Raw genomic sequence first — 24,028 nt, forward strand, 5'->3', positions numbered from 1 at the left:
CGCGGCACATCGGGCGGGTGAAGGCCCGTTGTGCCGCTCACCTCACTCTCCTACCGCGGCGAGTACGCGTGCGACCTTGGTCGCGGCACCGGCGGGATCTTCCACCGTGTGCATTCGTTCACCCCAGGACCACCAGTAATACCAATCCCGATGGCTGGGGGCGGCCTGTGCCCGGCAGGTGACGTTCTCCGCCAGGCTGGTCGCCTTCGGATTGATCACACGCACGAACGCACGGCCCGAGTGGGTCCGCACCACACGGGCGTGCAGCCCGCGGCAGTCAAGCTCCGTCACCAGCCGCTCAAGGTGCCGGAAATCGTCCTCACCCACCTCGTCCCTCCTCGTGGTCTCGGCTTGCCGGCACCGAATCGTGTTCGTTCGATCACGCTTACGGTGCTGCTCGCCAAAGATGACTCACGGTGGCCCTACGGGTCAATTCGGGGAAAACCCAGTTCAGGGTGGGCGATGTCCCAAGTAGGTTGAAAGAAACAGTCCCTCGGGGGACGATTCTTAGCCAGTAGCTTTATTAGTGTGTTCCGGATGAGTCAAACGTGGTCCATCATTCTCGGTAGGCGCAGTGCGACGGAAAGATCACACTGAGTCAAGGGAGAGAGGACCGGTCGGGACCAGTGTGCCAGCCAGCCCAGCTGGCCACGAGAGAGGGGCCGGTATGTCCGGCAGGCAGCACAGGGAGACAGAGTTAGCGCGGCAGGTCCGGGCCCGTGGCCTGGCCGCCGGGAAGTCCTCGGCGCAGATAGCTGAGGAAATCTACGATAAGTGTAGTTCGCAATTCGGGACCACTCGGATTAAAGGTCACCGCCTCGCGCATGGCGTCGCTCTCGCGGATGTCATCGAACAGATACGGGCGCTGTTCGAACGCGACGGCAAGTCGGCTCCCGGCATCGGTGAGACGCTCCTGTCCGCGTACGAGAGCGGGCTGAAGCGGCCCGGTCCCGAATACCTGCACTACCTGTGCTCCGCCTACCGGGTCGAACCCGCCTCCCTCGGGTACGACGGCCCGTGCATCTGTGGCCACGGCCACAAGATGCCCGGTGTCGTCCGAGGTGATCTCCAGGATGGAAGACCCGACACGTCCCCTGGTCCGCGTGAGCTGCTGATCCAGCCGATCGGCGTCGATCATTCCGCGGACGGGGGTGAGGAGGACGAGAACGTGCTACGCAGGACGCTCTTACAGCTCCTGGCCGGCAGCGGCATCGCGCTGGACGGACAGGTGCTCGGATCGGTGGAGAGCATGCGCAGGAGGATGGACGACACGCTGGTCTCGGCCACCGTCTCGCCCGCGATGCTCGATCAGTGGGAGGAATCCACCATCGGCTTCGGCCGCCAGTACATGAACACCGCCCCGCTCAGGCTGCTGTGCGACGTGATGCTCGAATTCGGCGCGGTGCGCAAGGCCATGGAGCGGCGCCAGCCGGTCGACCTGCAGGAACGGTTGTGCCGCATGGCGGCGCAGCTCGCCGGTCTGAGTGGCATGATCATGGTCAATCTCGGTGACCACCGGCTCGCCCGGTCCTTCTTCAGGACCGGCAGGACCGCGGCGGACGAGACCGGCGACCGGGCGCTGAGGGCGTGGGTCACGGCCAGGGAGGCTCTGGTCCCGCTCTACTACGGCGATCCGCGCGAGGCTCTCAACCTCGCCAAGAAGAGCCGTGACCTGGCCGGGCAGACGCCCTGCGCGGCCCAGGCGATGGCCCCGGTGGTCGAGGCCCGCGCGCTGGCGATGATGTCGGGCTCGGGCAAGAAGGACGTGGTCGACCAGGCGAAGCGGGCACTGTCGAGGGCGAGGGCGGCTTTCTCCCAGATGACCGCCGCGGACCAGGACGACTCGACCTTCGGCTACACCGAGCGTCAGCTCTACTTCCACCAGGGAGACGCGCTGGTCAAGCTCGGGCAGGCGATGGAGGCCGACCTCATCCTGGAACAGGCGCTCACCAAGTACGGCCCGACCGACTGGCTCGATCCGACCTTCATCAAGTTCGACCGGGCCCAGTGCAAGATCCTTGAGGGTGACGTGGACGAGGCGCTGGAGATCGCACAGCGTACGGTCTCGGGTCTCGACGAGGCCTGCCGGCCCGACATCCTCATGCAGCGCGCCCACGAGGTGGGCAAGCAGGTCGAGGTGAAGGCACCCGGCCATCCCAAGCTCAAGACCTACATGGAGTCGCTGCGCAGCCGCGGCGCGTCGACGGATGATCCGGTGGCCGACAGGAGTGGCAGTTGAAGCCAAGGCTTCGGCGTTATCGCTGGTCCGACCTCGAGTCCGTCTGGGCGCTCCACCAGATATGCCTGGCCCAGGTCGGTCTCGCGCCGGGGGACGGCGTCTACTACGAGGACGACTTTCCGAGGATCCACGAGATCTACCTCGCCGACCGGGGTGAGTTCCTGGTGGGGGAGATGCCCGCCGGGCGCGTCGTCACGATGGGCGGTCTCCGCCGCGTCGACGACCAGACCGCCGAGATGTGCCGCATGCGGGTCCACCCGGAGTTCCAACGTCGCGGTTTCGGCGCCCAGATGGTCCTCGCGCTGGAGGCGCGGGCCGTCGAACTCGGCTACGCACGCCTTCGTGGTGACACCACTCTGAATCAGCTCGCGGCGATGGAGCTCTACCGCAAGTTCGGATGGCGCGAGATCCGCCGGGAAGAACGAGGGGGATGTGTGGTGATTTATGGAGAAAAAGACCTAGTAGCCGCTATGTCCTCTTTAACTCAATGATCTGAATTTTAGGTTGTTTTACTGCTAAGTGTTGCCTATTTCGTAGATGCGCGAATAATTGTTTTTCGTACCTACCACTATTCTCTGGTGAGTGCGATGAAAAAGATCATTGTTCACAAAACCGGCGTGTCCAGGCTCGGTGGCGTCGCCAGCGTCATCCACAAGGGATGAGATTCTTCCCGACCGGAAGAATCGGCTCTGACGGTCGCGGCCCTCGATCCGCGAGATCGAGGGCCGCGCGGGTTTCCACCCCTGCCCATTCGGTCCCGGCCGTCTCCGGTGGCTCCGGTTCACCCCAGCCGGATGATCCGGGAGACGACCTCCGGCAGGTCCGGTGGCTCCAGGAAGCCGGGGAGCTCGGCCATCTCCGCCGGTGAGAACCAGCCGGAGCCCAGGTAGGTGATGTTCTCCTCGGCGGTCAACGACCCCGGGCCCACCTCGGGGGTGTCCCCGAACCTGGCCAGATAGAACCGCTCGGTCTTGGCGTAGTGGACGCCGAGCCAGTGGAACTCCCGGCGCACCGGCACCCACCGGTCCAGCACCGCCTCGCCCGGCAGGCCCGTCTCCTCGGCGAGTTCGCGCCGCGCGGCGTCGAGGGGGGTCTCGCCCGGGTCGATCCCGCCACCCGGCGGCTCCCACAGGGTCTGGCCCCCGACGGGGTCGCGCCAGTGCATGAGAAGCACCTGGCCGGACCCGTCCACACAGATCACCCGGGCCGCGGGCCGGTCGTTCGGCTGAGGGTCGTCCATAGGCCAGGGACGCTACCACCGCCGCCACGTCCGCCGGTTTCGCGTTTCCGGTGGTCTCGGCGCCTCCTGCCCGCCACCTACCGGACCGCCGGGTGTGGCGGCGGGATTCGCTGTACTCTGCCGACGTCAGGTGGAAGCATCGTACGATTCGACCTCTCAAGCTCAAGGGTGAAGGCATGACTTCCAGGGCCGAGTTTGTGTTGACGCTGTCCTGTCCGGACCGTCCCGGAGTGGTGGCCGCGGTCTCCGGTCTCCTGGCCGGGCGGGGATGCAACATCATCGAGAGTCAGCAGTTCGGTGACGTCGTGTCCGAGCGGTTCTTCATGCGGGTGCAGTTCGCCTCCTCGCTGCCCGACGAGGAGCTGCGCGAGGCCTTCGCCGCGCTCGCCCCCGAGTTCGGCATGGATTTCAAGCTGCGTGAGGTCTCCATCAAGCCGCGCGTGCTGGTGATGGTCAGCAAGTTCGGCCACTGCCTGAACGATCTGCTCTACCGGATGCGCTCGGGCCTGCTCGACATCGAGATCGTCGCGGTCGTCTCCAACCACCCGGACCTGCGGCCGCTGACCCAGTCGTACGGCATCGACTACCACCACCTGCCGGTCACCGCCGAGACCAAGCCCAGGCAGGAGGCGGAGATCCTGACCCTGGTCGACCACTACCGGGCCGATCTGGTGGTGCTCGCCCGCTACATGCAGGTGCTGTCGGAAGACCTCTGTGTGAAGCTCGCGGGCAACGTGATCAACATTCACCACTCGTTCCTGCCGTCGTTCAAGGGTGCCAAGCCCTATCACCAGGCGCACTCCCGTGGCGTGAAGCTGATCGGCGCGACCGCGCACTACGTGACCGCCGACCTCGACGAGGGCCCGATCATCGAGCAGGAGGTCGCCCGGGTCAACCACACCCACTCCGCGGAGGACCTCGCCGCCATCGGCCGCGACGTCGAGTGCCAGGCCCTGGCGCGCGCCGTCCGCTGGCACACCCAGCAGCGCGTCCTGCTCGACGGCCACAAGACGATCGTCTTTCCCCGCTAGCGCGGTGACCGGGCGGCGTGTCCTGCCCGACGGCGACGAGACGACGGGCTTTCCCGCCGGCGCGGTGACCGATCACCCTGGGCGCCGGCCGGGTTTCCGCGGGCTGACGCCGGTGACGTCCTCGGGGTGGGAGACGCCGTAGGGGCGTCCCCGCTCGTCGGTGCCGACCTTCTCGCGGCCCCGTTCCTTCCTCCGGGAGGCGATCCTCTCGGCGCCGCGGTTCTCGCTGGTGCCGACGCCGAGGGGGGACCGGGCCTGGGTGTCGGTGGAGGGGACGCCCTCGCGCTCCGCGCCGGACACCACGCGGGGCGGTCCCTTGTCGTCCGGAGGGGGCCCGAAGGCCAGGTCGCCCGACCGCACGACCTCCTCGCTCGCGTGGCCCACGTCGCGGGAGTAGCCGTGCTGCGCCTTCTTGCCCTTGTCGTTCCGGCCCTTGTGCTTGGGTTCGCGTTTGTCGTTCATGTCCGGCACCTCTGGATTCGTTCGGTGGTCAGCAGATTCTCGGTAGCGGGTCGCCGACCAGCAGGTCGACGATGCGGGTGCCGCCGAAGGAGGTCCTGAGCAGGACCAGTCCCGGCGGGTCGTCGTTGATCCGCCCGATGATCGCCGCCTCGGAGCCGAGCGGGTGGGAGCGGAGGGCGGCCAGAGCCGCGTCGGCGGAATCCCCGGCGACCACCGCGACCATCCGCCCCTCGCAGGCGACGTAGAGCGGGTCGATCCCCAGCAGCTCGCACGCCCCCCGTACGGCGGGACGGACCGGCACCGCGTCCTCGTCGAGGACGACGGCGACCCGCGAGGCCTCCGCCATCTCGTTGACGATCGTCGCCACCCCGCCCCGGGTCGCGTCGCGCAGGCAGCGCACCGCGCCGTTGCCGTCGCCTGCGTCCGCACCGCCGCCGCAGGCGTCCAGCAGCACGTCGACGAGGGTGTTGAGCGCGGCGGTGTCGGAGCACAGCTCGGCCTCGATGTCGAGTTCCCCGCGGGCGAGCATGATGGTGATCCCGTGCTCACCGATCGGTCCCGACACGATGACCGCGTCTCCCGGCCGTGCGGACGCGGCGCTCAGCCGGACGGGCCGGTCGAGCGTCCCGATGCCGGAGGTGGTGACGTAACAGCCGTCCGCCTTGCCCCGCTCCACGACCTTGGTGTCGCCGGTGACGATCCACACGCCCGCCGCCCGTGCCGCCTCGGCCATCGAGGCGGCGATGCGCCGCAGGTCGGCGACGGGGAAGCCCTCTTCGAGGATGAATCCGGCCGAGAGGTAGCGGGGGCGGGCCCCGCACATGGCCAGGTCGTTGACGGTGCCGTTGACCGCGAGGTCGCCGATGTCGCCGCCCGGGAAGAACAGTGGCGTGACCACGAACGAGTCCGTGGTGAAGGCGAGCCCGTCGGCGACCGCGCCGTCCTCCAGAGGCGCCAGCATCGGGTTGCGGAACGACTCCAGGAACACCGCCTCGATCAGGGTGTGCGTGGCCTTGCCGCCCGCGCCGTGCGCCAGGGTGATGCGGTCCTCCCGCACGCGCGCCCCGCGCCGCCGCACCCGCTCGATCCGGTCCAGCACCTGCCGCTCCCGGTCGCGTGCACTTTCCCTCAGGTCCAGGACCTGGTCATGGTCGTGTGCGTCTTCCCTCAGGCCCGATGCCTGCCGCTCCCCGCCGCGTGGTCCCGGCGGATCCATCTCCCGCACGCCGTGCTCCCCGCCCCGTCCGGTGCCGTCTTCCCCGCCGTTCACCTCCGGGTCGCCTCCTTGACGCGCTCGCGCGAGAACCGGCCGAAGTCGTAGTACGCCGCGCAGGCGCCCTCGGACGACACCATGCACGTGCCGATCGGCGTCTCCGGGGTGCACGCGGTGCCGAACACCTTGCACTCCCAGGGTTTGAGCACTCCCTTGAGCACCTCGCCGCACTGGCACGCCTTCGGGTCGGCCACCCGCCCGCCCGGAATCCGGAAGATCCGTTCGGCGTCGAAGGCGGCGTACCGCTCCGCGATCCTGAGCGCCGACTGCGAGATGAAGCCCAGTCCCCGCCATTCGAAGTACGGCCGTAGCTCCATCACCTGGCCGATGACGCTCAGGGCCTTGGGGTTGCCGTCCCACGGGACCACCCGGGAGTACTGGTTCTCCACCTCGGAACGGCCCTCGGACAGCTGTACGAGGATGCGGTAAACCGTGTGCAGCACGTCCAGCGGCTCGAAACCGGCCACCACCATGGGCTTGCCGTAGCCGCGCGCGACGAACCCGTACGGCCGGCAGCCGATCACGGTGGAGACGTGGCCCGGCCCGATGAACCCGTCCAGGCGCAGGTCGGGAGAGTCCAGGATCGCCTTGATGGCGGGGATGATCGTCACGTGGTTGCAGAAGACCGAGAAGTTCTCGATCCCCTCGGCCTCGGCGCGCAGGACCGTCATCGCCGTCGAGGGCGCGGTGGTCTCGAACCCGATGGCCATGAAGACCACCTGCCTGCCGGGGTTCCTCCTGGCGATCTTCAGGGCGTCCAGCGGGGAGTACACCATCCGGATGTCGGCTCCCCGCGCCTTGGCGTCGAGGAACGAGCCGTTCCCGCCGGGCACCCGCATCATGTCGCCGAACGACGTCATGATCACGTCCGGCTGCTCGGCGATGTGGATGGCGTCGTCCACCCGTCCCATGGGGATGACGCAGACGGGACAGCCGGGACCGTGCACCAGGGTGACGGCCTCGGGCAGGTAGTCCTCCAGGCCGTGCTTGTAGATCGTGTGGGTGTGCCCGCCGCACACCTCCATGAACTTGTAGTCGCGGCCGGGCTCGCACAGCGCGGCGATCCGCGTGGCGAGCATCCGGGCCTTCCCGGCGTCGCGGTACTCGTCGACGAAACGCATCAGCCCTCACCCCTCTTCGATCATGGATTCTCGGAGGGCCGCGATCTCGTCCTCGTACGCCTGGCCGATGCTTTCGAGGAAGTCGAGCGCGGCCCTGGCCTCCCCCTCGTCGATCTTCGACATCGCGAACCCGACGTGGATGAGGATCCAGTCGCCGGGCCCGACGCTCCGGTCCTCGAGCAGGCCGATGTTGATCGCTCGCTTGACGCCGCAGACGTCGACCATGGCCAGGTCAGGACGGTCCGACAGGATTTCCACGATCTCGCCGGGAATTCCCAGGCACATGAGAGGCCTCCGCCATCTGGATGGATTCGAGGACGAGGTCGTCGCCGCCCTCGGTGTGGACATCGGTGTCGCCGCACCCCGCGCAGACGGCGAAGGGTTCGACGGAGGTGGACGTGCTCCCGCAGGAGCGGCAGGTCATCCGCACCGGGACGATGACCAGGTCCACGTGGGCGTCCTCGGCCACGGACCCTTCGGAGATCGAGGAGAACGCCTGGTTGATCCCCGGCTCCGTGACGCGGAGCAGGGCGCCCGCGTGCACTCGCGCCCGTCGTACCCGCCTGCCGTCCGCCCGCTTCTCCACGGCGGTGAGGATCGCCTCGGCGATCCCGAACTCGTGCATGGTCGTTCCCTTTCGTCGCGCTTGGAATTCCTGTCGTTCCGGCGTGTGCGACCGGACGCGATCCGCCCGGCCCCGCTGTCCGGGCGGCCCGAGCGGCCGCAGGGGCGCCGGGTCGTGTTCCACCCCGGCTCGGCTCGTGGTCCGCGTGGTTCGCCGAGCCGCGTATCCCCGGTTCTCCGGTGCGGGCCCGCTACATGTTCCGCATCCTCAGGTAGCGCTTGATGTCGGGGAGCGACTGGTAGACCAGTACGGCGACCCCGGTCAGCACCGCCCCGGCCAGCAGGCGTTTCAGCATGTCCGTTCCTCCTCGTGAACCGCGGCGCCGACGGCCGTCGTGATCTGTTGCCCCGCGAGCTCGGTGACCAGGTCCGCCGCCATGCCGACGGCGCCCGCGACCGGCGGGCTGAGCTCCATGCCCGGTGAGGTGTCGGCGGGCTGGCAGCCGACGAGCAGGACGCGACCGGCCTCGCCGCCGAGCGTGCCCACCAGCGAGAGCACGCTCTCGGGCGTCATCGAGTGCGCGTCGACGAAGGATCCCGGCGCGCCGCCCGCCGACGGTTCGAGGACGTACAGGGTGCCGGGCGGGCCGTCGCGGGAGATCGCGTCGACCAGGATCGTGGTGTCGTACCGTCCGCCGGTCAGCTCGTACGCCAGGTGGATCGCCCGGATGCCGAAGTCCCTGACCTCGACCCCGCCGGGCAGGTCGGCACCGGCCAGGCGCCTGACCACCGCGACCCCGAAGCCGTCGTCGCCGAGGAAGACGTTTCCCACCCCGGCCACCAGGACCCTCACGCGCCCACCTCCCCGTCGGCGGCGGAACCGCCCGCCGGTGAGCCGTCCGTGAGCGGCTCGACCTCGTCGGGGGCGAAGTAGAGGAAGCGGCCGTGCGACCGGCGCAGGTCGGCGCCCGGGTCGTCGTCGAGGGTGACGGCCAGGTGGTGGGCGCCGTCGAGGTCGAGGAGCACCGCCTCGACGTGGGCGGTCCTGCCGGCCAGGAACATGTCGTGGGCGTCGGCGCGCCGCCGGCCGGGCACCAGCCTGACCCTGCTGCCCCTGGAGACGGTCACCCCGGCGACCGTCACGCTGTCGGTCTCCGGGGAGACCGCCGCGTCATCCGCCGGATCCCACCAGGGCACGGGTGCGTCCTGGTGGCTCGGGGAGTTCCCGGTCTCCGGGGGCGCGGGGGATTGCCGGTCGGTGCGGTCGGTGCGGTCAGTGGCCGCCTCCACCGAGCGGATCGCGCCGTGGAGCCGTTCCAGCAGTTCGGGCGGCATGCTGCCGACCATGTCGATGAGCTCGGTCACCCGGGGGTCGGTCTCCCGCGCCTCCAGGGTCTCCTCGTCGGTGAGGGTGAGCGTGCGCAGGTGGAGCATCTCGTCGATCTCCGTGGAGTCGAACAGGGGGCCGGGGCTCTCCGGCGCGATGTCCGGGTGGTCGTAGAGGATGATCGGCGAGGAGAGCACGACGTCCCGGTGGCCTGGCTCGCCCACGAGTACCGGCCAGGTGTGCTCGTTGCGGCAGGTCTCCACGGCGGGCCGCGCCCATTCCGGCGGGTCGAGCAGCGAGACGAAGGCGCCCGCGGTCACCGCGATGAGCAGGTGCGCCGAGACCAGCGAGTGCCGCAGCGCCTGCTCGCGCGGCGCGCCCAGCGGTTGCCAGTCGTCGGTGTTCTCCACCCGGGCGCGCAGCTTGACCAGGTCGTACGGTCCGGGCACCAGCTCGGCGGAGACCCTGAGCGCGGCGCGCAGCGGCAGGTGCTCGGAGACGAGACGCCCTATCACCTCCCCGGACGGCGCCACGATCGGCTCGACCACACGGTCTCCGGGAACGCGTACCTCGATCACCCGCTCGGGGGCGTCGAGCAGGCCGGCGATGGGGAGTGTCACCTCCGCCTCCCGCTCGGTCGCCTCGTCGAAGGTGAGGTAGGTCCGGTGGCCGTTCCGCAGCTGCTGGACCGGCCAGTAGCCGTCGTCCTCGGCGCGCTCGACGCCGCGCGTCCTGACGTGCAGGAAACGCAGGTTCAGGTGCGCCACGGCGTACGCGGCCCCTTCGAGGAGGCATTCGGTCACGCTGGCCGGATGCTCGGCGGTCGCGGTGAACCCCGGCGGGACGAGCACCCCGAACTGCCAGCGCACCTGGTTCTTGGTCGCCGAGGCGCGGTAGGGGTAGAGAAGGTAGCCCTCGTACAGCACCGCGTCCGCCACCCGGCGCGCGATGTCCATCGGAACGCTCATCGCCGCGTCTCCTTGAGCAGTAGTTCCAGGGTCTCGTCCCAGGTCGCCAGGGCGCGCCCGGACTTGAACCTGCTGAGTTCCCGCAGCGTGTCGCGGCGCAGCCGCAGCCACCCCGAGTCCGGGAAGTAGCGGTCCATCAGCTCCCGCCACACCGCCACCGGCAACCGGCAGCGGGCCTCGCGGTGCCACGGCACCTGGCTCACCGAGAAGCCGTCCCGCGCCCTGGCGAACACCGTGCCGCTGAAGAGCATGACCATCGGGATCTCGCCGTCGTCCAGGGCGGCGAAATACCGGCCCGCCGCCACCTCCAGGTCGTAACCGCACGGCACCGGTACGTCGATCTCGGTGCTTCCGGTGAACGCCGGGACCATGACGGAGACATCGGCGAACCGCAGGGGTCTCAGCGTGTCGCCCCATCGGGCCGGGTCCCCGAACAGGTCGCCGAGCAGCTCCGCCTCGGTGTCGCCGTAGCGCCGCAGATGGGGCTCGACCCGGATCTGGCAGCGCAGCGCGATGGTGTGCACCCCGCCGGGGGAGGGGTCGGTGACGCGCAGCCGGAAGACCAGGGTCGGGAAGGCCGCGTACGCCTCCGCACGCACGTCCACGCAGTCGAACGCGAGCTCATCCACCGTCATCACCACCGCCACCACCGGAGGCGGGCGGTACGGTGCGGCTGCGCTCGCGCAGGCCGGCGAAGAAACCCTCGATGGCCTCCCGCGCCTCCTGGCCGCCGCCGAAGCCCTTCCAGCGCGTCCGCACCAGGCCGACCAGCTCGTAGCAGGCGTCGATCGGCACCAGGTGGCAGGCGAAGCCGCCGTCGGGGCGGCGGTCCACCAGGAGCGCCTCCACGTCGGGCCGGACGTCGGCCATCGCCGGGTTGGCCGCCAGGACGCGCTCCCACGTCCCCGGCGGCAGCAGCGACTCGGTGGCCCCGGCCGGGCTCGGGTAGAACGCCACGGTCTGATCCGTCGCGGAGTTGCGGAAGAAGAAGGCCGTGCGGACCGGGATCTGCATCTCGTCCCAGTCGGCCGCGCCCAGCAGGAATCGCGGGGCGTGCAGGTAGCGTCGCGGGACGGCCCGGTAGCGCGCCCGGCCGGTCGTGTCGCGGGTGAACAGCAGGTGGCAGGCCCGGCAGGCGCACAGCAGCCCCCGCTTCTCGACGTTCACGACGTGGCCGTGGTCCTCGCCGGCGGGTGCCGCGCACAGCTCGCAGAGCGTCACCGGCGGCCCGCCGGACCGACCCGTCCGAGGCGGCTCGCGGAACCTGCGCAGCCCGGTGGCCGTCACGGCGCCGGCTCCGACACCGGTACCGACACCGGTACCGGTCCCGGTTCCGGCTCCGGTTCGGAGGTCAGCGCCCGCTCGGGCACCGGGCACGGGCCGGGCGGGCGGCGCTGGATCTGCAGCACTCCCGGCCGATCGCCGCTCACCCCCTCGACCTCCACCCGCGACACCTCGGGCGCCGCCCGGGCGATGGCCCGTTCGATGGCGTCGGTCACGGTGAGCCGCGAGGACGGGCAGCCGTGGCAGGTCCCCTCCAGGCGGAGCCGCACGATCCCGTCCTCGTCCACGCCGAGCAACTCCACGCCGCCCTCGTGCGACCCCAGGTAGGGGCGTACGGTGTCCAGCGCGTCGCGGACGCGTTCGGCCGTGCTCAGCGGGTGCAGGTCGTGCAGGACCAGCAGCCCGGCCACGAGCGGGTCGCCGACCATGCGGCCCAGCACCTCGGCGGCCCCGGCCTCGGTGACGATCTCGACGACGCGTTCCAGGCCGGCGCCGTACAGCTCGACGAGGGCCCGTACGAGATCCTCGGCCTTGGCGCGCGTCACGGCGTCGCTCAGCGCGCCGAGGTCGGCGATCAGCGCCTCGACGCGATCGCCCGTCGCCCGGACGTCATGGGCTTGCGGCATCTGCCCGGGCCCCCCTTCCGGTGCCGGGAAACGGTCGGCTCACGTGGCGTCGAAGGCGTGGGGGGTGTGCACCCGGCGAAGTTCTTCGCCGCCGCCGAGGTACATGTGCACCCCGCACGGCAGGCACGGGTCGAAGCTCCGCACGGTGCGCATGATGTCGATGCCCTTGAAGTCCGCGGGCGGGTTCTCCTCGAAGATCGGCGTGTTCTGCACCGCGTCCTCGTACGGTCCCGGCGTGCCGTGCACGTCGCGGACGCTGGCGTTCCAGGGCGTCGGCGGGTACGGGTGGTAGTTGGCGATCTTCCCGTTCCTGATCACCATGTGGTGGGAGAGCACGCCCCGCACGGCCTCGGTGAAGCCGCAGCTGATCGCCTCGTCGGGAACCGTGAACGGCTCCCAGGTCCGGGTGCGGCCCGCCCGCACCTCGGCCAGGCCCTGCTCGACGAAGTAGAGCGCGCACGCCGCCGCGTAGGCCTGGAAGTAGGTGCGGGCCCGGTTGCGCTCCAGGGCGTTGGACAGCGGCTGCCCCCTGAACTCGGGGATCTTCCACTCGAACGTCTTCTCCGGCCTCAGCGCCGTCTTCGGCAGGTTGATCTGCACGCTGTGGCCGGTCGATCTGACGTAGCCGATGTCGACCTTGCCGGACAGCGCCGTCGACCAGAGCCTGGCGATGGGCCCGCCGCCGGTGTCGAGCGCGAGCGCGTCCTCCCCGTCGAACCAGCGGGGCGACATGACCCAGCTGTACTTGTCGCTGAAGTCACGTTTCTGCGGATGCGGGATGGTGTGCTGGTTCCACGGATGCCGGATGTCGACCGGGTTGCCCAGCGGGTCGTGGGTGACGAACGGCTCCTGGTCCTTCCAGTCGTCGTAGTAGGAGCTGCCCAGCAGGATCCGGATGCCGAGGTTGATGTCGACCAGGTCGTTGGTGATCAACCTGCCGTCGACGATCACCCCCGGCGTGACGTACATCTCGCGACCCCAGTGGCTCATGTTCCGGTAGGTGAAGTCGCAGTGCTCGGGGTTCTGGAAGCTGCCCCAGCAGCCGAGGAGCACCCGCCTGCGGCCGACCTCCTCGTAGCCGGGCAGCGCCTGGTAGAAGAAGTCGAACAGGTCGTCGTGCATGGGCACGACCCGCTTCATGAACTCCACGTAGCGCATCAGCCGGGTCAGGTAGTCGGTGAACAGCTGTACCGTCGCGACCGTGCCCACCCCGCCCGGGTAGAGCGTCGAGGGGTGGACGTGCCTGCCCTCCATGAGGCAGAACATCTCGCGGGTGAGACGGCTCACCGCCAGCGCCTCGCGGTAGAACTCGCCCTCCAGCGGGTTCAGCGAGCGCATGATGTCGGCGATGGTCCGGTAACCGTGGTCGCCCGCGTGCGGCGCCTCGGTGCGCTCGGCCATCGCCAGCACCCCGGGATTGGTCTCGCGGACCATCTTCTCGCAGTAGTCGACCCCCACCAGGTTCTCCTGGTAGAGGTTGTGGTCGAACATGTACTCGGCGGCCTCGCCGAGGTTGAGGATCCACTCGCCCAGGGCCGGGGGCCGCACCCCGTACGCCATGTTCTGCGCGTAGACCGAGCAGGTCGCGTGGTTGTCGCCGCAGATCCCGCAGATGCGGCTGGTGATGAAGTGGGCGTCGCGCGGGTCCTTGCCCTTCATGAAGATGCTGTAGCCGCGGAAGATCGACGAGGTGCTGTGACACTCGGCGACCCGCCGGTTCTTGAAATCGATCTTGCAGTAGATGCCGAGACTCCCGACGATCCTGGTGATGGGGTCCCAGGCCATCTCCACGAGGTCGGGGTTCTGCTCCGATGTCGTCATGTCAGCTCCAGGGCGCCTTGTAGCCGGTCAGCAGCTCGCGCCCCTTGTGGCGCCACTTCGGTTCCTTGTCGACGGTCCGTAGGGTGATGCCGCGCAGCGCGCGGACGACGGTCCCGTACGCGCCGCTCACCGCCGAGGAGACGTGGGCGCCGGGTGGCTCGTCCATGAACGGCATGAACTTGTCGGGGAAGCCCGGCATCGTGCAGGCGATGCAGATGCCCCCGACGTTCGGGCAGCCGCCGATCCCGTTCATCCAGCCGCGCTTGGGGACGTTGCACCGGACGACCGGCCCCCAGCAACCGATCTTGACCAGGCACTTCGGCGAGCCGTACTCGGTGGCGAACTGGCCCTGCTCGTAGTAGCCCGCCCGGTCGCATCCCTCGTGCACGGTCTGGGTGAACAGCCACGTCGGGCGCAGCTCCTCGTCCAGCGGGATCATCGGTGCCTGCCCGGCGACCTGGTAGAGCAGGTAGAGGAGCGTCTCGGAGAGGTTGTCCGGCTGCACCGGGCAGCCCGGCACGTTGACGATCGGCAGCCCCGCCTTGGACTTCCAGTCCCAGCCCAGATAGTCGGCCACGCCCATGGCCCCGGTCGGGTTCCCCGCCATGGCGTGGATGCCGCCGTACGCCGAGCAGGTGCCCGCGCACACGATCGCGGTCGCCTTGGGCGCGAGCAGGTCCAGCCACTCGCTGGTCGTCATGGGCTGGCCGGTCTCGGGGTTGTTGCCGAACCCGGACCAGTAGCCCTCCTGCTTGAGTGCCTCGTTCGGGATCGAGCCCTCGACGACCAGCACGAACGGGTCCAGCTCGCCACGCTTGGCCTTGAAGAACCACTCGATGAAGACGTCCGCGCCCTGCATCGGCCCGGACTCGAAGTCGATCAGCGGCCAGTGCACGGCCACCTTGGGAAGCCCGGGAAGCGCTCCGAGCGCGATGTCCTCGATGCTCGGCTGGGTCGCCGCGGTGAGCGCGACGGAGTCGCCGTCGCAGCTCAGTCCGGCGTTGATCCACAGTATGTGGACGACGGGTTCCTCCCGCTCCTGAGGTCTGCTGCTCGCTGCGTCCGTCGGCGCTGTCATGAGGCCTCCCACTCCTGGTGGATGTCTGCGGAACGTGAAGGGGGAGGACCTGCGCGGGTGGGCGGGCTCTCCCTCACCCGGGGCTGTGCGCCCGCGGTGTCGGCGCCGGTCCGAGCGCGTGCCAGGTGAGTTCCCGAAGGACGTGGTAGAGGGTGGTCTGCGCCTCCTGGATCCGGTGCACCGAGGAGGAGGGGACGACGAACAGGTAGTGCAGGACGCCCCGCTCGGCCAGCTCGGCCAGCCTGCCGCCCCCGCCCCCGGCCAGCCCGACGGTGAGCATGCCCCGGCCGGCCGCCTCCTCGAACGCCCGGACGACGTTGGCCGACCCGCCGCTCGTGGACAGGCCGACGGCGATGTCCCCCGGACGGCCCAGCGCCGCGAGTTGCCTGGCGAAGACCACCTCGAAGCCGACGTCGTTGGAGAGCGCGGTGACCACGGCGACGTCGCCGGTCAGGCAGAGGGCGGGCAGGGCCGGGCCGTCGCAGGGCTGCAGGAAGGCGGTGGCGACCTCCTGGGCGTCGGTGCTGCTCCCGCCGTTGCCGAAGCTGAACAGCCGCCCGCCCGCGGCGAACCGCGCGGCCATCTCCTCGGCGCACGCCGCCAGTTCCGCCGCCGACTCGGCACCCATCCGCTCGCGCAGCCGTACGATCTCGCCGGTCTTCTCCGCGGCCGATCGCACGGCCTCCGCTTCCATCTCCGCTGTCCCGAGGCCGGTCCTGCCGGTGGTCCGGCCAGTGGTCTGGTCGGTGCGCCCGTCGTGGTCGTGGTCGTGGTCGTACAGGAAGGGGTAGAGGCCGCGCATGACCTCCGCGGGTGTTCCGTCAGGCCTGCTCATCGTCGTCCTTCCCGCTGTCGCCGTCGCCTTCGCCGGTGCTCCCGCGCGCGATCACGGCGATCGCCTCCCCGGCGTGGACGAGGACGGTGTCGCCCACCACCGGGTCGACCAGCGCCACGCTCACCTCTTCGAGGACCCCGCCCGCGTCGACGATCGCCAGCTCTCCCTCCAGCAGCCTGACCACGCTCATCGGCAGCGCCTGGTCGGAGCAGGTGACGCAGACACCGGCGGTGCAGTCCTCGGGCCCGTTCACCGGTCCGCCCCTCGCGCGGGCGGGCCGAGCCGGTCGAGGAAGACGTGGACCAGCTCCCACAGCAGGTGGTAGGCGGTGACGTGAACCTCCTTGACCACGGCGGGGTCGTCGGACGCGGCGACCAGGACGTGGTCGGCCGGGAGGCGGCCGGTCAAGGTACGGCCGGTCATGGTGCGGTCGGCCGGGAGGCCGCCGCTCGCCGTACCATTCGCGATGCCGTCCCCGTCCCCGCATCCTTCGCCGCCGGTCAGGGCGATGGTCAGCAGGCCCAGTTCCCCGGCGGTCTCCAGCCCTCGCAGGACGCTCGGGCACCGGCCGTCACGGGAGATCCCCAGGGCCGTGTCGGCGGCGTCCGCCCAGTGGCGCACCTGGTGGGCGAAGACCTCGGCGCCACCCCCGCCGTTCCGGAAGTCCCCGCCTTTTTGGAAGTCCCCGCCTTTTTGGAGGCCCTCATCGCTCCCGGCGCCGTCCCCGTTCCTTCTGCCCACCCGGTCGTCCACCCGGCCGGCCCCCGGGGCGCCGTTGCTCAGCGCCACCGCCGGGAGCGCCCTCTTGCCCACGACGACCGGGTGCATGAACTCGACCGCGATGTGCGCGGCGTCCGTGCCCGTGCCGCCGAACACGATCAGCTTGCCGCCGAGGCGGAATCCGGCGGCCATGGCCCGGGCGGCACACGCGATGCGTTCCACGTCACCCGCCAGGGCGTGCCCGGCGTGGTCCCGCCGTGCGAAGGCCGCGATGACGGCCGCCTCCGTGACCGGTATGACGGCCGATGGCGAAAGAGATGGTGTTTGCTTACTCGGTGTGCCAGGCATGTCGACGCTCCGTATTTTTCACGGTAGTCGCCACATTACGATTGGCCCTTTCAGGCCCGACACCCTCGACTCGACAACCAACGGCAAAGCTCTGATCATTGACGTAACCTTCCCGTCCAGATCATGCGAGCCCCCGAGGTGTTCCCGCCTGTCGCGGGAAGGATGGCGGGATGGGCACGGGACGCGCACGGGCACGGATCCGGGTCAGGATCCGGGTCGAGGGAATCGTGCAGGGGGTGGGATTCCGCCCCCACGTCCACTTTTTGGCGCGGCGCCTGGGGCTGTCCGGGTGGGTGGGCAACGACGACCGGGGCGTGTTCATCGAGGCCGAGGGGAAGCCCGGCGACGTCGCGCGCTTCCGGGAGGACCTGCGGGACCAGGCCCCGCCGCTGGCGGCGATCCACCGCGTGACGGCCACCGCGATACCGGCGTGCGGGGACCGGGGGTTCCGTATCGTGGCCAGCCGAGGGGGGACCCGGCGCTTCACCCTTGTCTCACCCGATGTCGCGACGTGTGACGACTGCCTGGCCGAACTGTTCGACCCCGCCGACCGGCGTCACCGCCACCCCTTCGTCAACTGCACCAACTGCGGGCCGAGGTTCACCATCATCCGGGACGTCCCCTACGACCGGCCCGCCACCACGATGGCCGGGTTCGCCATGTGCGGGGAGTGCGAGAGGGAGTACCTCGACCCGTCGGACCGCAGGTTCCACGCCCAGCCGATCTGCTGCCCGGCCTGCGGCCCGGTCCTTCGCCTTCTCGACGGCGGCCTTCGCGGCGAGGGTTCGCCTGCTCACGGTCCGGACGCCGGTCGTCCCGGTGCCGGCCCGGGCGGCGGTGCCGATCCGATCGCGGCCGCGGTGGAGGTGCTGCGAGCGGGCGGCGTGCTGGCCGTCAAGGGGCTCGGCGGGTATCACCTGGCGGTCGACGCCACCGACGAGGAGGCCACCCGGGCCCTCCGCTCCCGTAAGCACCGCGAGGACAGGCCGTTCGCGGTCATGGTCCCCGACCTGCGTGCCGCGCGGGCGCTGTGCGAGCTGGACGCCGAGGGGGAGCGGCTGCTCACCGGCTCCCGGCGCCCGATCGTGCTACTGCCCCGCCGTCCCGGAGCCGCGGTGGCCGGAGCCGTCGCGCCGGGCGACCGCCGCCTCGGCCTCATGCTGCCGTACACGCCGGTCCACCACCTGCTAGCCGCCGAACTCGCCCGTCCGTACGTGCTCACCAGCGGGAACCTCTCCGACGAGCCCATCGCCTACCGCGACGGCGACGCGCTCTCCCGGCTCGCCGGGGTCGCGGACGCCTTCCTGACCCACGACCGGCCGATCCACGTCCGCGCCGACGACTCCGTGCTCCTCGTCACGCGGGGGAGGACGGTGCCGCTGCGCAGATCCCGGGGGTACGCCCCGGAGCCCCTGCGGCTCTCACCGCCCGCCCGGCGGGCCGTGCTCGCCTGCGGCGCCGAGCTGAAGAGCACGTTCTGCCTCGCGAGACAGGGGCACGCCTTCCTCTCCCACCACATCGGCGACCTGGAGAACTACGAGACGCTGCGCTCCTTCACCGAGGGGATCGAGCACCTCCGGCGCCTGCTCGGCATCACCCCGGGGCTGGTCGCCCACGACCTCCACCCCGAATACCTGTCCACCAAGTACGCCCTCGACCTGGAGGTGCCGGGATCGGTGGACCTGACCGGGGTCCAGCACCACCACGCGCACATCGCCTCCTGCCTGGCCGACAACCGGGAGACCGGCCCGGTCATCGGGGTGGTCTTCGACGGCCTCGGCTACGGCACCGACGCCACCATCTGGGGCGGTGAGTTCCTGGTGGCGGACCTGGCGGGCTTCACCCGCGCAGGGTGCCTGGCCCGGGTGCCGATGCCCGGCGGCACCGCGGCGATCAGGCAGCCCTGGCGGATGGCGGCCGCGCACCTGTACGCGGCGTACGGTGACACGCTTCCCGGGAACCTGCCGGTCAGGGCCCGTCACGGCTCGCGCTGGGACGAGGTGGTCGCGGTGGCCAGGGCCGGGACGAACTCCCCCCTCACCTCCAGCGCCGGGCGCCTGTTCGACGCGGTGGCGGCGATCCTCGGACTCCGCGACACCGCCACATACGAGGGACAGGCCGCGATCGCCCTGGAACAGTGCGCCGACCCCGCGGAGAAGGGCGCCTATCCTGCCAGGGCCGTCGACGAGGGGACACTCGTGACGATCCAGGCCGCGGACCTCGTGCGGGCGGTCGTCGAGGACACGCGCGCCGGGGCGGTTCCGGCGCTCGTCTCGGCCCGCTTCCACAACGGGCTCGCCGCCGCCACCGCCCGGGTGTGCGCACGGCTCCGCGACGACACCGGCCTCGGCACGGTCGCCCTGTCGGGCGGGGTCTTCCAGAACCGGTTGCTGCTGGAGGGCCTCGTCGCGGCCCTCGGGCTCCGCGGCTTCCGGGTCCTGACCCACCGCGCCGTCCCCCCGAACGACGGCGGCGTCAGCTTCGGCCAGGCCGCCGTGGCCGCGGCCCGCGACACCCTCGGCCTCGTCTAGGGAAGTGTCGTCACGGCGGGGGCGCGGTGGCCGGGGGATGCGAATCGCGTGGGTCGTGGCCGGCCGTCACGATCTGCCCGATACCGGTCAGATCCAGCCCTCCTCCCAGGCGCGGTGCGCGGCGGCGTGGCGGGAGCCGGCGCCGAGCTTGGCCATGGCCGCGGAAAGGTAGTTCCGCACCGTGCCGGGGGCGAGGTGGACCTGCGCCGCGATCTCGTTGATCGAGGCGCCCGTCCGCGAGGCCCGCAGCACCTCCAGCTCCCGTTCGGACAGCGGGCAGTCGTCCTCCGACAGGGCGGAGGCGGCGATGTCCGGGTCCACGTAGCGCCGCCCCGCGGCGACGTCGCGGATGATCGCTGCCAGCCGGGTGGCGGGCGTGGTCTTGGGCACGAACCCGCTCACCCCCGCGGCCAGGGCGCGGCGCAGCACGCCGGGCCGGGCGTGCCGGGTGACGAGGACGATCCGGGTGGGCAGCTCGGCGCGGATCGCCTGCGCGGCGCGCAGCCCGTCGGCCGGCGGCATCTCCAGGTCGAGTACGGCGATGTCCGGCCGCCGCTCGCGCGTCAGGCGCACCGCGTCCGTGGTGGTGGCCGCCTCGGCGACGACGTCCAGGTCATCCTCCAGCGCGAGCAGTGCCGCCAGGGCTCCCCTGATGAGGTCCTCGTCGTCGGCGATCAGCAGCCGGATCACCGCGCGCCCGCCTCGGCCGGGTACGCGCGCGCGTCGGCGGGCAGCGAGGCCACCACCTCGAACCGGTCACCGTCACATCGCCAGCCCAGCGTGCCGCCGACCCGCTCCAGCCGCTCGGCCAGGGAGCGCAGACCGGTGCCGACGCCCGTCCCCGCCCCGGGTCGCTCGGCGTCGCCACCGGTCCTCTGCCGGGCGCCGCCACCCGTCACGCCCTCGCCATCGGCCCCCTGCCGGGCACCGTCACCCGTCACGCCCTCGTCGTCGCCCTCCGGCCGGGCGCCTTCACCCGCCGGGCACTCGCCCTCCAGCCGGGCATGACCGTCCTCGACGCCGTCGTTGCCGACCCGGAGCCGGGCACGACCGTCCTCGACGTCGTAGGCGATGTGCGCCCGGCGGGCCCGGCTGTGGCGCAGCACGTTGGTGGTGGCCTCGCGCATCACCAGGCCGAGGACGTGGCGGGCGGGCTCCGGCAGCGTGTCCGCCCCGGTGGCCCGGCCGTGGTCCACGCCCGTGTCGATGCCGGCGGCGGCCAGCACCTTCGCGGCGTTGGCGATCTCGTCCTCCAAAGTCGTGCGCCGGTATCCCTGCACCACGGCACGCGTGTCGCGGAGCGCGTCGGCCGCCAGCCGCCGCACCTCCCGCATCTCCGCGGCGGCCCGGACGGGGGCGGCCTCGGCGAGCCTCTCGGCCAGCTCGCTCTTCAGCGCGATCACCTGCAGGTGGTGCCCCTGGATGTCGTGCAGGTCCGCGGCGAACCGCAGCCGCTCGTCCTTGACCGCCACCTCGGCGGCCAGGAGCCGTGCCCGGTCCAGCCGGTCGGCGACGTCCCAGGCCCACAGCGTGCCCAGCGCCATCCAGGCGACGGAGGCGACCATGCCGGCCGGGAAGGCCCCCGCGAGGAGCCACTCGCCGTTCCCCGAGGCGAGGGCCACGGACCCGCCGAGCGCCGCCGCGACGACCACCGCGCCGGCGATGAGGGTACGCCGGTGCGCCGGCCGCAGGAACATCGCGGTGATCGACACCATCACCGCCGGGGCCACCGCCCACAGCCCGTCGTCGCGCAGGGCGAGCGGGACCGCGCCCAGCACGGCCGCCGCCAGGCCCCCCGCCACCAACCAGCCTGCCAACGGCCCGCCGGCCCCCTCGTGCGCACCCGAGGCGCCGGCCCGGTCCCGCGCCTCGCCGGGTAAGCGCGGCAGCCGGCGGCCGAACAACACGACGACGGTCACGACCAGCACGGTCAGGGCCAGGCCGGTGACGCCCCTGACCCAGGGGGCCACGCCCTCGTCCATGGCCCAGGTCCTGACGAAGAGCACCAGGGAGACCGTGATGCTCCCGGTGAGGCTCCACCACGTGTAGCGGCGGAAACCGCTCAGTCCCGTCCCGCGCTCGCTCGGCCTGTCACGCACGCGGTCATTGTCCCCCGCGCCATCGGGGGTATGGAGCACCCCAATGACAAATGTCACGAGATTTCGTGACATGGCCACGCGGGGACCTGCCATTTCGGCACTACTGGCGGCTCCTGCCCTCCCGCAGTCTGGTGTCGCATACCCCAACCCCGTACCCCGGAGGAGCGACATGACAGCGAGAGCCGCCCTTACCCACGGCTGGTGGCCCTTTTTCCGCCACTATCTGGAGATGCTCGCGGCGATGGTCGCCGGCATGGCGGTGTTCGGCGCCGCCGTGCGCGCCGGCCTGGCGCTCGCGGGCCTGGAGTTCCCGGCGCGACCGGAGGTGGTCGCCCTGGAGATGGCCGTCGACATGTCCGCCGGGATGATCGTCTGGATGCGCTACCGGGGCCACGGCTGGGCCGCGACGCTGGAGATGGCCGGATCCATGATCGTCCCCGCCCTCGCGCTGCTCCCGCTGCTGTGGACGGGCGTGATCTCGGGCGACGCGCTTCTTCTGCTGGAGCACGTCGTGATGCTCCCGCTCATGCTCCTGGTGATGCTCCGCCGCCGCGACGAGTACGGAGGTCCCTCCCGTGTCTGACGTCACGACGAGGCCTGGCGTCACGACGAGCCGTTCCCGCTGGAAGGCCGTGCTGCGGCACTGGCCGATCGCCCTCGCCGTCGGGCTGTCGGCGGCGAGGCTGGCCACGGGCTCCTCGGCGGGGGAGGTCACCTCGCTCGCCGAGATCCTCCCGCTGCTGGCCCTGCTCTATCTCCTGGTGGCCAAGATCCGGCGGCCGGAGGCGTCGTGGCCGCTGCTCCTCGCCCTCGTCGTCCTCTACATGGTCCTGCGGGCACTGGACGTGGTCGCCGTACCGGTCGTGTTCGCCGCCCTGGCGCTGGCCGTCATGGTGTGGGGCGGCGTCGCCGGTGACCTGCGCCGCTCGGGCGCTTTCCGGGCGCAGGCCCTGGGGATGATCGGGTTCGGGGCGCTGGCGCTGGCCGCGCTGGTGACGGAGCCCGACCTGGGCCGCTATCTGGTGGCGGCCGGCTGGTTCCTGCACGGCCTCTGGGACTTCGTCCATCTCAGGAGGAAGGCGGTCGTGTCACGCTCGTACGCGGAGTGGTGCGGCGTCTTCGACATCCTCCTCGCCGCGCAGCTCGTGTTCCTCGCATGAGCGGCGTGCGCGGGTCCGGACCCGCGCACGCCGCTCGAAACCGTCAGGGCCGGTACGTTCCGAAGTACCAGTCGTTGCCCTCCGGATCCCTGCAGGCGTAATCGCGCGAGCCGTAGTCCTGGTCGGCCGGCTCCCTGGTGATCTCCGCCCCGGCCGCGACGGCCCTGGCGTGGTGGGCATCGGGGTCGTCCACGACGACGTAGATCCCGGGCCCGCCCGGCTCGCCCGTACCGGTCATGATCATTCCAGTGCCGACGATCAGCTCGCCGTGGCCGACGCCCCCGTCGGCGGTCGTGACGAGCTCGTGGACCTCGAACCCGAACGCCTGGACCAGCCAGCCGACGGCCTTGCCCGGGTCGCGGTAACGGACCAGCGGATACACCGTTCGCATGCTCTCTCCTCCCCTGCGGTGATCACCACGATGTCACCGGCGGGAGCGGCGAGGCTTGGAAAAATCTGACCTTATCACCCGATGGCGCGCGGGGACGGCACCAGCTCGCGGGGAGTGGCGCCCGCCATGATCCTGAAATCGCGGTTCATGTGGGCCTGGTCGTAGTAGCCGCAGACGGCGGCGGTGTCGGCCAGGGACATGCCGGACCTCAGGCGGCCGGTGGCGTGCTCGAAGCGCAGCACCCTGGCCGCGGCCTTCGGCGCCAGCCCGATCTGGTCGTGGAAGCGGGAGACCAGGTGCCGGCTGCTCCACCCCAGCTCGGCGGCTACCGAGGCCACGGACACCGTGCCGCGGGTGGCGACCAGGCGCTGCCACGCCCAGCCGACGCGGGGGTCGGGCGGCGGCGCCTCGCCGATGCGCCCGCTGAGCGCCCCGTCCAGCAGGGCGATCCTGGCGGCCCTGCCGGGGGCCTCCGCCAGCCGCTCGAGCGTGGCCGTGGCCCAGCCGCCGAGCACCTCCTCCAGGGAGACCACCCGGTTGGCCAGCTCCCGCAGCGGCACCCCGAGCAGCCGCCTGGCCCCGAGCGGTGTGAGGTTGACCTGCACCCCCTCGGCGATCCCGGCCGTGGTGGTGTCGACATAGGTGTCGTGCAGGCCGCCGGCGAAGGAGGCCAGCAGCCGCGACCCCTCCGGGCCGCTCAGCGCGAGCGGCGTACCGAACCCGAAGATCATGACGACCCCGGCGAACGGCGGCCGCCGCTGGACCGTGGGATCGGCGTGACGCTCGGTGTAGGCCGACAGGTGCGTGACGTAGGGCCGCAAAAAGGCCCCGGGGTCACTCTCCGTGAAGGTCAGGCCCTCGGCCACCGCCGCGTCGTTCACGCCCCGACCATAGCCGCCGCCCCCGACAA

Annotated in this window: 29 protein-coding genes; 6 read left to right on the forward strand and 23 right to left on the reverse strand. The window is 71.0% G+C overall.

What is annotated here, in order from left to right; genetic code table 11:
* Window positions 1-42: 42 nt before the first annotated feature.
* On the reverse strand, window positions 43-327 hold the full coding sequence (locus tag ACVCAG_RS35775) for a hypothetical protein (protein WP_326643182.1): 285 nt from the start codon (window positions 325-327) through the stop codon (window positions 43-45).
* A 370-nt stretch (window positions 328-697) separates the two neighbouring features.
* Entirely contained in the window at window positions 698-1,138 is a 441-nt protein-coding gene (locus tag ACVCAG_RS35780; RefSeq protein ID WP_440081295.1) for a hypothetical protein, read from the reverse strand.
* Between the two features lie 30 nt (window positions 1,139-1,168).
* Here ACVCAG_RS35780 and ACVCAG_RS35785 point away from each other — a divergent pair, with 30 nt between their 5' ends.
* Both ACVCAG_RS35785 and ACVCAG_RS35790 read left to right on the forward strand, forming a co-directional pair.
* Window positions 1,169-2,239, forward strand: coding sequence for an XRE family transcriptional regulator (locus tag ACVCAG_RS35785; protein WP_440081294.1), 1,071 nt, complete (start codon window positions 1,169-1,171; stop codon window positions 2,237-2,239).
* Window positions 2,236-2,730 (forward strand): GNAT family N-acetyltransferase, encoded by a 495-nt coding sequence (locus ACVCAG_RS35790; protein ID WP_440081293.1) that lies wholly within the window; start codon window positions 2,236-2,238, stop codon window positions 2,728-2,730. Before ACVCAG_RS35785 ends, ACVCAG_RS35790 begins: the two co-directional genes overlap by 4 nt.
* Window positions 2,731-3,020: 290 nt before the next feature.
* Here ACVCAG_RS35790 and ACVCAG_RS35795 read toward each other — a convergent pair whose 3' ends face one another.
* A complete protein-coding gene (locus ACVCAG_RS35795; RefSeq protein WP_440081292.1) occupies window positions 3,021-3,479 on the reverse strand; it encodes an NUDIX domain-containing protein in 459 nt (152 codons plus the stop codon).
* Window positions 3,480-3,655: 176 nt separating this feature from the next.
* Here ACVCAG_RS35795 and purU point away from each other — a divergent pair, with 176 nt between their 5' ends.
* Window positions 3,656-4,510 carry a formyltetrahydrofolate deformylase gene (gene purU / locus ACVCAG_RS35800; protein WP_440081291.1) on the forward strand — a complete coding sequence of 285 codons (855 nt, stop codon included), beginning with the start codon at window positions 3,656-3,658 and terminating at the stop codon, window positions 4,508-4,510.
* A gap of 72 nt (window positions 4,511-4,582) precedes the next feature.
* On the opposite strand, the gene ACVCAG_RS35805 is transcribed toward purU, so the two are convergent.
* The 16 genes from ACVCAG_RS35805 to ACVCAG_RS35880 form a co-directional block, all read right to left on the reverse strand.
* Entirely contained in the window at window positions 4,583-4,972 is a 390-nt protein-coding gene (locus tag ACVCAG_RS35805; protein WP_440081290.1) for a hypothetical protein, read from the reverse strand.
* 28 nt (window positions 4,973-5,000) lie between these two features.
* Complete coding sequence (gene hypE / locus ACVCAG_RS35810) at window positions 5,001-6,242, reverse strand: hydrogenase expression/formation protein HypE (RefSeq protein WP_447191195.1); 1,242 nt, start codon at window positions 6,240-6,242, stop codon at window positions 5,001-5,003.
* Window positions 6,239-7,366, reverse strand: a complete 1,128-nt coding sequence (hypD, locus tag ACVCAG_RS35815; RefSeq protein ID WP_440081288.1) for a hydrogenase formation protein HypD — start codon at window positions 7,364-7,366, stop codon at window positions 6,239-6,241. Before hypD ends, hypE begins: the two co-directional genes overlap by 4 nt.
* A gap of 6 nt (window positions 7,367-7,372) precedes the next feature.
* Window positions 7,373-7,624, reverse strand: a complete 252-nt coding sequence (locus ACVCAG_RS35820; protein ID WP_440081287.1) for a HypC/HybG/HupF family hydrogenase formation chaperone — start codon at window positions 7,622-7,624, stop codon at window positions 7,373-7,375.
* Window positions 7,599-7,991, reverse strand: coding sequence for a hydrogenase/urease maturation nickel metallochaperone HypA (locus ACVCAG_RS35825; RefSeq protein ID WP_440081286.1), 393 nt, complete (start codon window positions 7,989-7,991; stop codon window positions 7,599-7,601). Before ACVCAG_RS35825 ends, ACVCAG_RS35820 begins: the two co-directional genes overlap by 26 nt.
* Window positions 7,992-8,181: 190 nt before the next feature.
* Entirely contained in the window at window positions 8,182-8,286 is a 105-nt protein-coding gene (locus tag ACVCAG_RS35830) for a DUF6893 family small protein (protein ID WP_440081285.1), read from the reverse strand.
* A complete protein-coding gene (locus ACVCAG_RS35835) occupies window positions 8,280-8,783 on the reverse strand; it encodes a hydrogenase maturation protease (protein WP_447191196.1) in 504 nt (167 codons plus the stop codon). The genes ACVCAG_RS35830 and ACVCAG_RS35835 overlap by 7 nt, the downstream gene beginning before the upstream one ends.
* Complete coding sequence (locus tag ACVCAG_RS35840; RefSeq protein ID WP_440081283.1) at window positions 8,780-10,225, reverse strand: hypothetical protein; 1,446 nt, start codon at window positions 10,223-10,225, stop codon at window positions 8,780-8,782. Before ACVCAG_RS35840 ends, ACVCAG_RS35835 begins: the two co-directional genes overlap by 4 nt.
* Window positions 10,222-10,854 (reverse strand): DUF6084 family protein, encoded by a 633-nt coding sequence (locus ACVCAG_RS35845; RefSeq protein WP_440081282.1) that lies wholly within the window; start codon window positions 10,852-10,854, stop codon window positions 10,222-10,224. The genes ACVCAG_RS35840 and ACVCAG_RS35845 overlap by 4 nt, the downstream gene beginning before the upstream one ends.
* Window positions 10,847-11,512: a DUF5947 family protein gene (locus ACVCAG_RS35850; RefSeq protein ID WP_440081281.1), complete on the reverse strand. Its 666-nt coding sequence runs from the start codon at window positions 11,510-11,512 to the stop codon at window positions 10,847-10,849. The genes ACVCAG_RS35845 and ACVCAG_RS35850 overlap by 8 nt, the downstream gene beginning before the upstream one ends.
* On the reverse strand, window positions 11,509-12,135 hold the full coding sequence (locus tag ACVCAG_RS35855; protein WP_447191197.1) for a NifU family protein: 627 nt from the start codon (window positions 12,133-12,135) through the stop codon (window positions 11,509-11,511). The genes ACVCAG_RS35850 and ACVCAG_RS35855 overlap by 4 nt, the downstream gene beginning before the upstream one ends.
* Window positions 12,136-12,174: 39 nt before the next feature.
* Window positions 12,175-13,956, reverse strand: a complete 1,782-nt coding sequence (locus ACVCAG_RS35860; RefSeq protein ID WP_440081279.1) for a nickel-dependent hydrogenase large subunit — start codon at window positions 13,954-13,956, stop codon at window positions 12,175-12,177.
* Between the two features lies 1 nt (window position 13,957).
* Complete coding sequence (locus ACVCAG_RS35865; RefSeq protein WP_440081278.1) at window positions 13,958-15,034, reverse strand: NADH-quinone oxidoreductase subunit B family protein; 1,077 nt, start codon at window positions 15,032-15,034, stop codon at window positions 13,958-13,960.
* A 73-nt stretch (window positions 15,035-15,107) separates the two neighbouring features.
* Window positions 15,108-15,869 (reverse strand): D-sedoheptulose-7-phosphate isomerase, encoded by a 762-nt coding sequence (locus ACVCAG_RS35870; RefSeq protein WP_447191198.1) that lies wholly within the window; start codon window positions 15,867-15,869, stop codon window positions 15,108-15,110.
* Complete coding sequence (locus tag ACVCAG_RS35875) at window positions 15,856-16,122, reverse strand: HypC/HybG/HupF family hydrogenase formation chaperone (protein ID WP_440081276.1); 267 nt, start codon at window positions 16,120-16,122, stop codon at window positions 15,856-15,858. Before ACVCAG_RS35875 ends, ACVCAG_RS35870 begins: the two co-directional genes overlap by 14 nt.
* Complete coding sequence (locus ACVCAG_RS35880) at window positions 16,119-16,937, reverse strand: phosphoheptose isomerase (RefSeq protein WP_447191199.1); 819 nt, start codon at window positions 16,935-16,937, stop codon at window positions 16,119-16,121. Before ACVCAG_RS35880 ends, ACVCAG_RS35875 begins: the two co-directional genes overlap by 4 nt.
* Window positions 16,938-17,107: 170 nt before the next feature.
* Here ACVCAG_RS35880 and hypF point away from each other — a divergent pair, with 170 nt between their 5' ends.
* Window positions 17,108-19,468: a carbamoyltransferase HypF gene (hypF, locus tag ACVCAG_RS35885; protein WP_447191200.1), complete on the forward strand. Its 2,361-nt coding sequence runs from the start codon at window positions 17,108-17,110 to the stop codon at window positions 19,466-19,468.
* An 87-nt stretch (window positions 19,469-19,555) separates the two neighbouring features.
* Here hypF and ACVCAG_RS35890 read toward each other — a convergent pair whose 3' ends face one another.
* A complete protein-coding gene (locus ACVCAG_RS35890; protein ID WP_440081273.1) occupies window positions 19,556-20,158 on the reverse strand; it encodes a response regulator in 603 nt (200 codons plus the stop codon).
* The gene (locus ACVCAG_RS35895; RefSeq protein WP_447191201.1) at window positions 20,155-21,567 is read right to left on the reverse strand and encodes a sensor histidine kinase; all 1,413 of its coding nucleotides are present in this window, start codon (window positions 21,565-21,567) and stop codon (window positions 20,155-20,157) included. Before ACVCAG_RS35895 ends, ACVCAG_RS35890 begins: the two co-directional genes overlap by 4 nt.
* Window positions 21,568-21,736: 169 nt before the next feature.
* Here ACVCAG_RS35895 and ACVCAG_RS35900 point away from each other — a divergent pair, with 169 nt between their 5' ends.
* Together ACVCAG_RS35900 and ACVCAG_RS35905 are read left to right on the forward strand one after the other, a co-directional pair.
* On the forward strand, window positions 21,737-22,150 hold the full coding sequence (locus ACVCAG_RS35900) for a hypothetical protein (protein ID WP_440081271.1): 414 nt from the start codon (window positions 21,737-21,739) through the stop codon (window positions 22,148-22,150).
* Entirely contained in the window at window positions 22,143-22,727 is a 585-nt protein-coding gene (locus ACVCAG_RS35905; RefSeq protein ID WP_440081270.1) for a hypothetical protein, read from the forward strand. Before ACVCAG_RS35900 ends, ACVCAG_RS35905 begins: the two co-directional genes overlap by 8 nt.
* Before the next feature lie 43 nt (window positions 22,728-22,770).
* On the opposite strand, the gene ACVCAG_RS35910 is transcribed toward ACVCAG_RS35905, so the two are convergent.
* Both ACVCAG_RS35910 and ACVCAG_RS35915 read right to left on the reverse strand, forming a co-directional pair.
* Complete coding sequence (locus tag ACVCAG_RS35910) at window positions 22,771-23,118, reverse strand: VOC family protein (RefSeq protein ID WP_447191202.1); 348 nt, start codon at window positions 23,116-23,118, stop codon at window positions 22,771-22,773.
* A 74-nt stretch (window positions 23,119-23,192) separates the two neighbouring features.
* Window positions 23,193-23,999 (reverse strand): helix-turn-helix domain-containing protein, encoded by an 807-nt coding sequence (locus ACVCAG_RS35915; protein ID WP_447191203.1) that lies wholly within the window; start codon window positions 23,997-23,999, stop codon window positions 23,193-23,195.
* Window positions 24,000-24,028 lie beyond the last annotated feature (29 nt).

It is taken from the genome of Streptosporangium sp. G12, from assembly GCF_052983175.1.

Coding starts and splice junctions, on each gene's coding strand:
- ACVCAG_RS35780 (WP_440081295.1), bottom strand. CDS start 1,138: ATGATCGACGCCGATCGGCTGGATCAGCAGCTCACGCGGACCAGGGGA.
- ACVCAG_RS35795 (WP_440081292.1), bottom strand. CDS start 3,479: ATGGACGACCCTCAGCCGAACGACCGGCCCGCGGCCCGGGTGATCTGT.
- purU (WP_440081291.1), top strand. CDS start 3,656: ATGACTTCCAGGGCCGAGTTTGTGTTGACGCTGTCCTGTCCGGACCGT.
- ACVCAG_RS35805 (WP_440081290.1), bottom strand. CDS start 4,972: ATGAACGACAAACGCGAACCCAAGCACAAGGGCCGGAACGACAAGGGC.
- hypD (WP_440081288.1), bottom strand. CDS start 7,366: ATGCGTTTCGTCGACGAGTACCGCGACGCCGGGAAGGCCCGGATGCTC.
- ACVCAG_RS35825 (WP_440081286.1), bottom strand. CDS start 7,991: ATGCACGAGTTCGGGATCGCCGAGGCGATCCTCACCGCCGTGGAGAAG.
- ACVCAG_RS35830 (WP_440081285.1), bottom strand. CDS start 8,286: ATGCTGAAACGCCTGCTGGCCGGGGCGGTGCTGACCGGGGTCGCCGTA.
- ACVCAG_RS35840 (WP_440081283.1), bottom strand. CDS start 10,225: ATGAGCGTTCCGATGGACATCGCGCGCCGGGTGGCGGACGCGGTGCTG.
- ACVCAG_RS35855 (WP_447191197.1), bottom strand. CDS start 12,135: ATGCCGCAAGCCCATGACGTCCGGGCGACGGGCGATCGCGTCGAGGCG.
- ACVCAG_RS35860 (WP_440081279.1), bottom strand. CDS start 13,956: ATGACGACATCGGAGCAGAACCCCGACCTCGTGGAGATGGCCTGGGAC.
- ACVCAG_RS35865 (WP_440081278.1), bottom strand. CDS start 15,034: ATGACAGCGCCGACGGACGCAGCGAGCAGCAGACCTCAGGAGCGGGAG.
- ACVCAG_RS35870 (WP_447191198.1), bottom strand. CDS start 15,869: ATGAGCAGGCCTGACGGAACACCCGCGGAGGTCATGCGCGGCCTCTAC.
- ACVCAG_RS35880 (WP_447191199.1), bottom strand. CDS start 16,937: ATGCCTGGCACACCGAGTAAGCAAACACCATCTCTTTCGCCATCGGCC.
- hypF (WP_447191200.1), top strand. CDS start 17,108: ATGGGCACGGGACGCGCACGGGCACGGATCCGGGTCAGGATCCGGGTC.
- ACVCAG_RS35900 (WP_440081271.1), top strand. CDS start 21,737: ATGACAGCGAGAGCCGCCCTTACCCACGGCTGGTGGCCCTTTTTCCGC.
- ACVCAG_RS35910 (WP_447191202.1), bottom strand. CDS start 23,118: ATGCGAACGGTGTATCCGCTGGTCCGTTACCGCGACCCGGGCAAGGCC.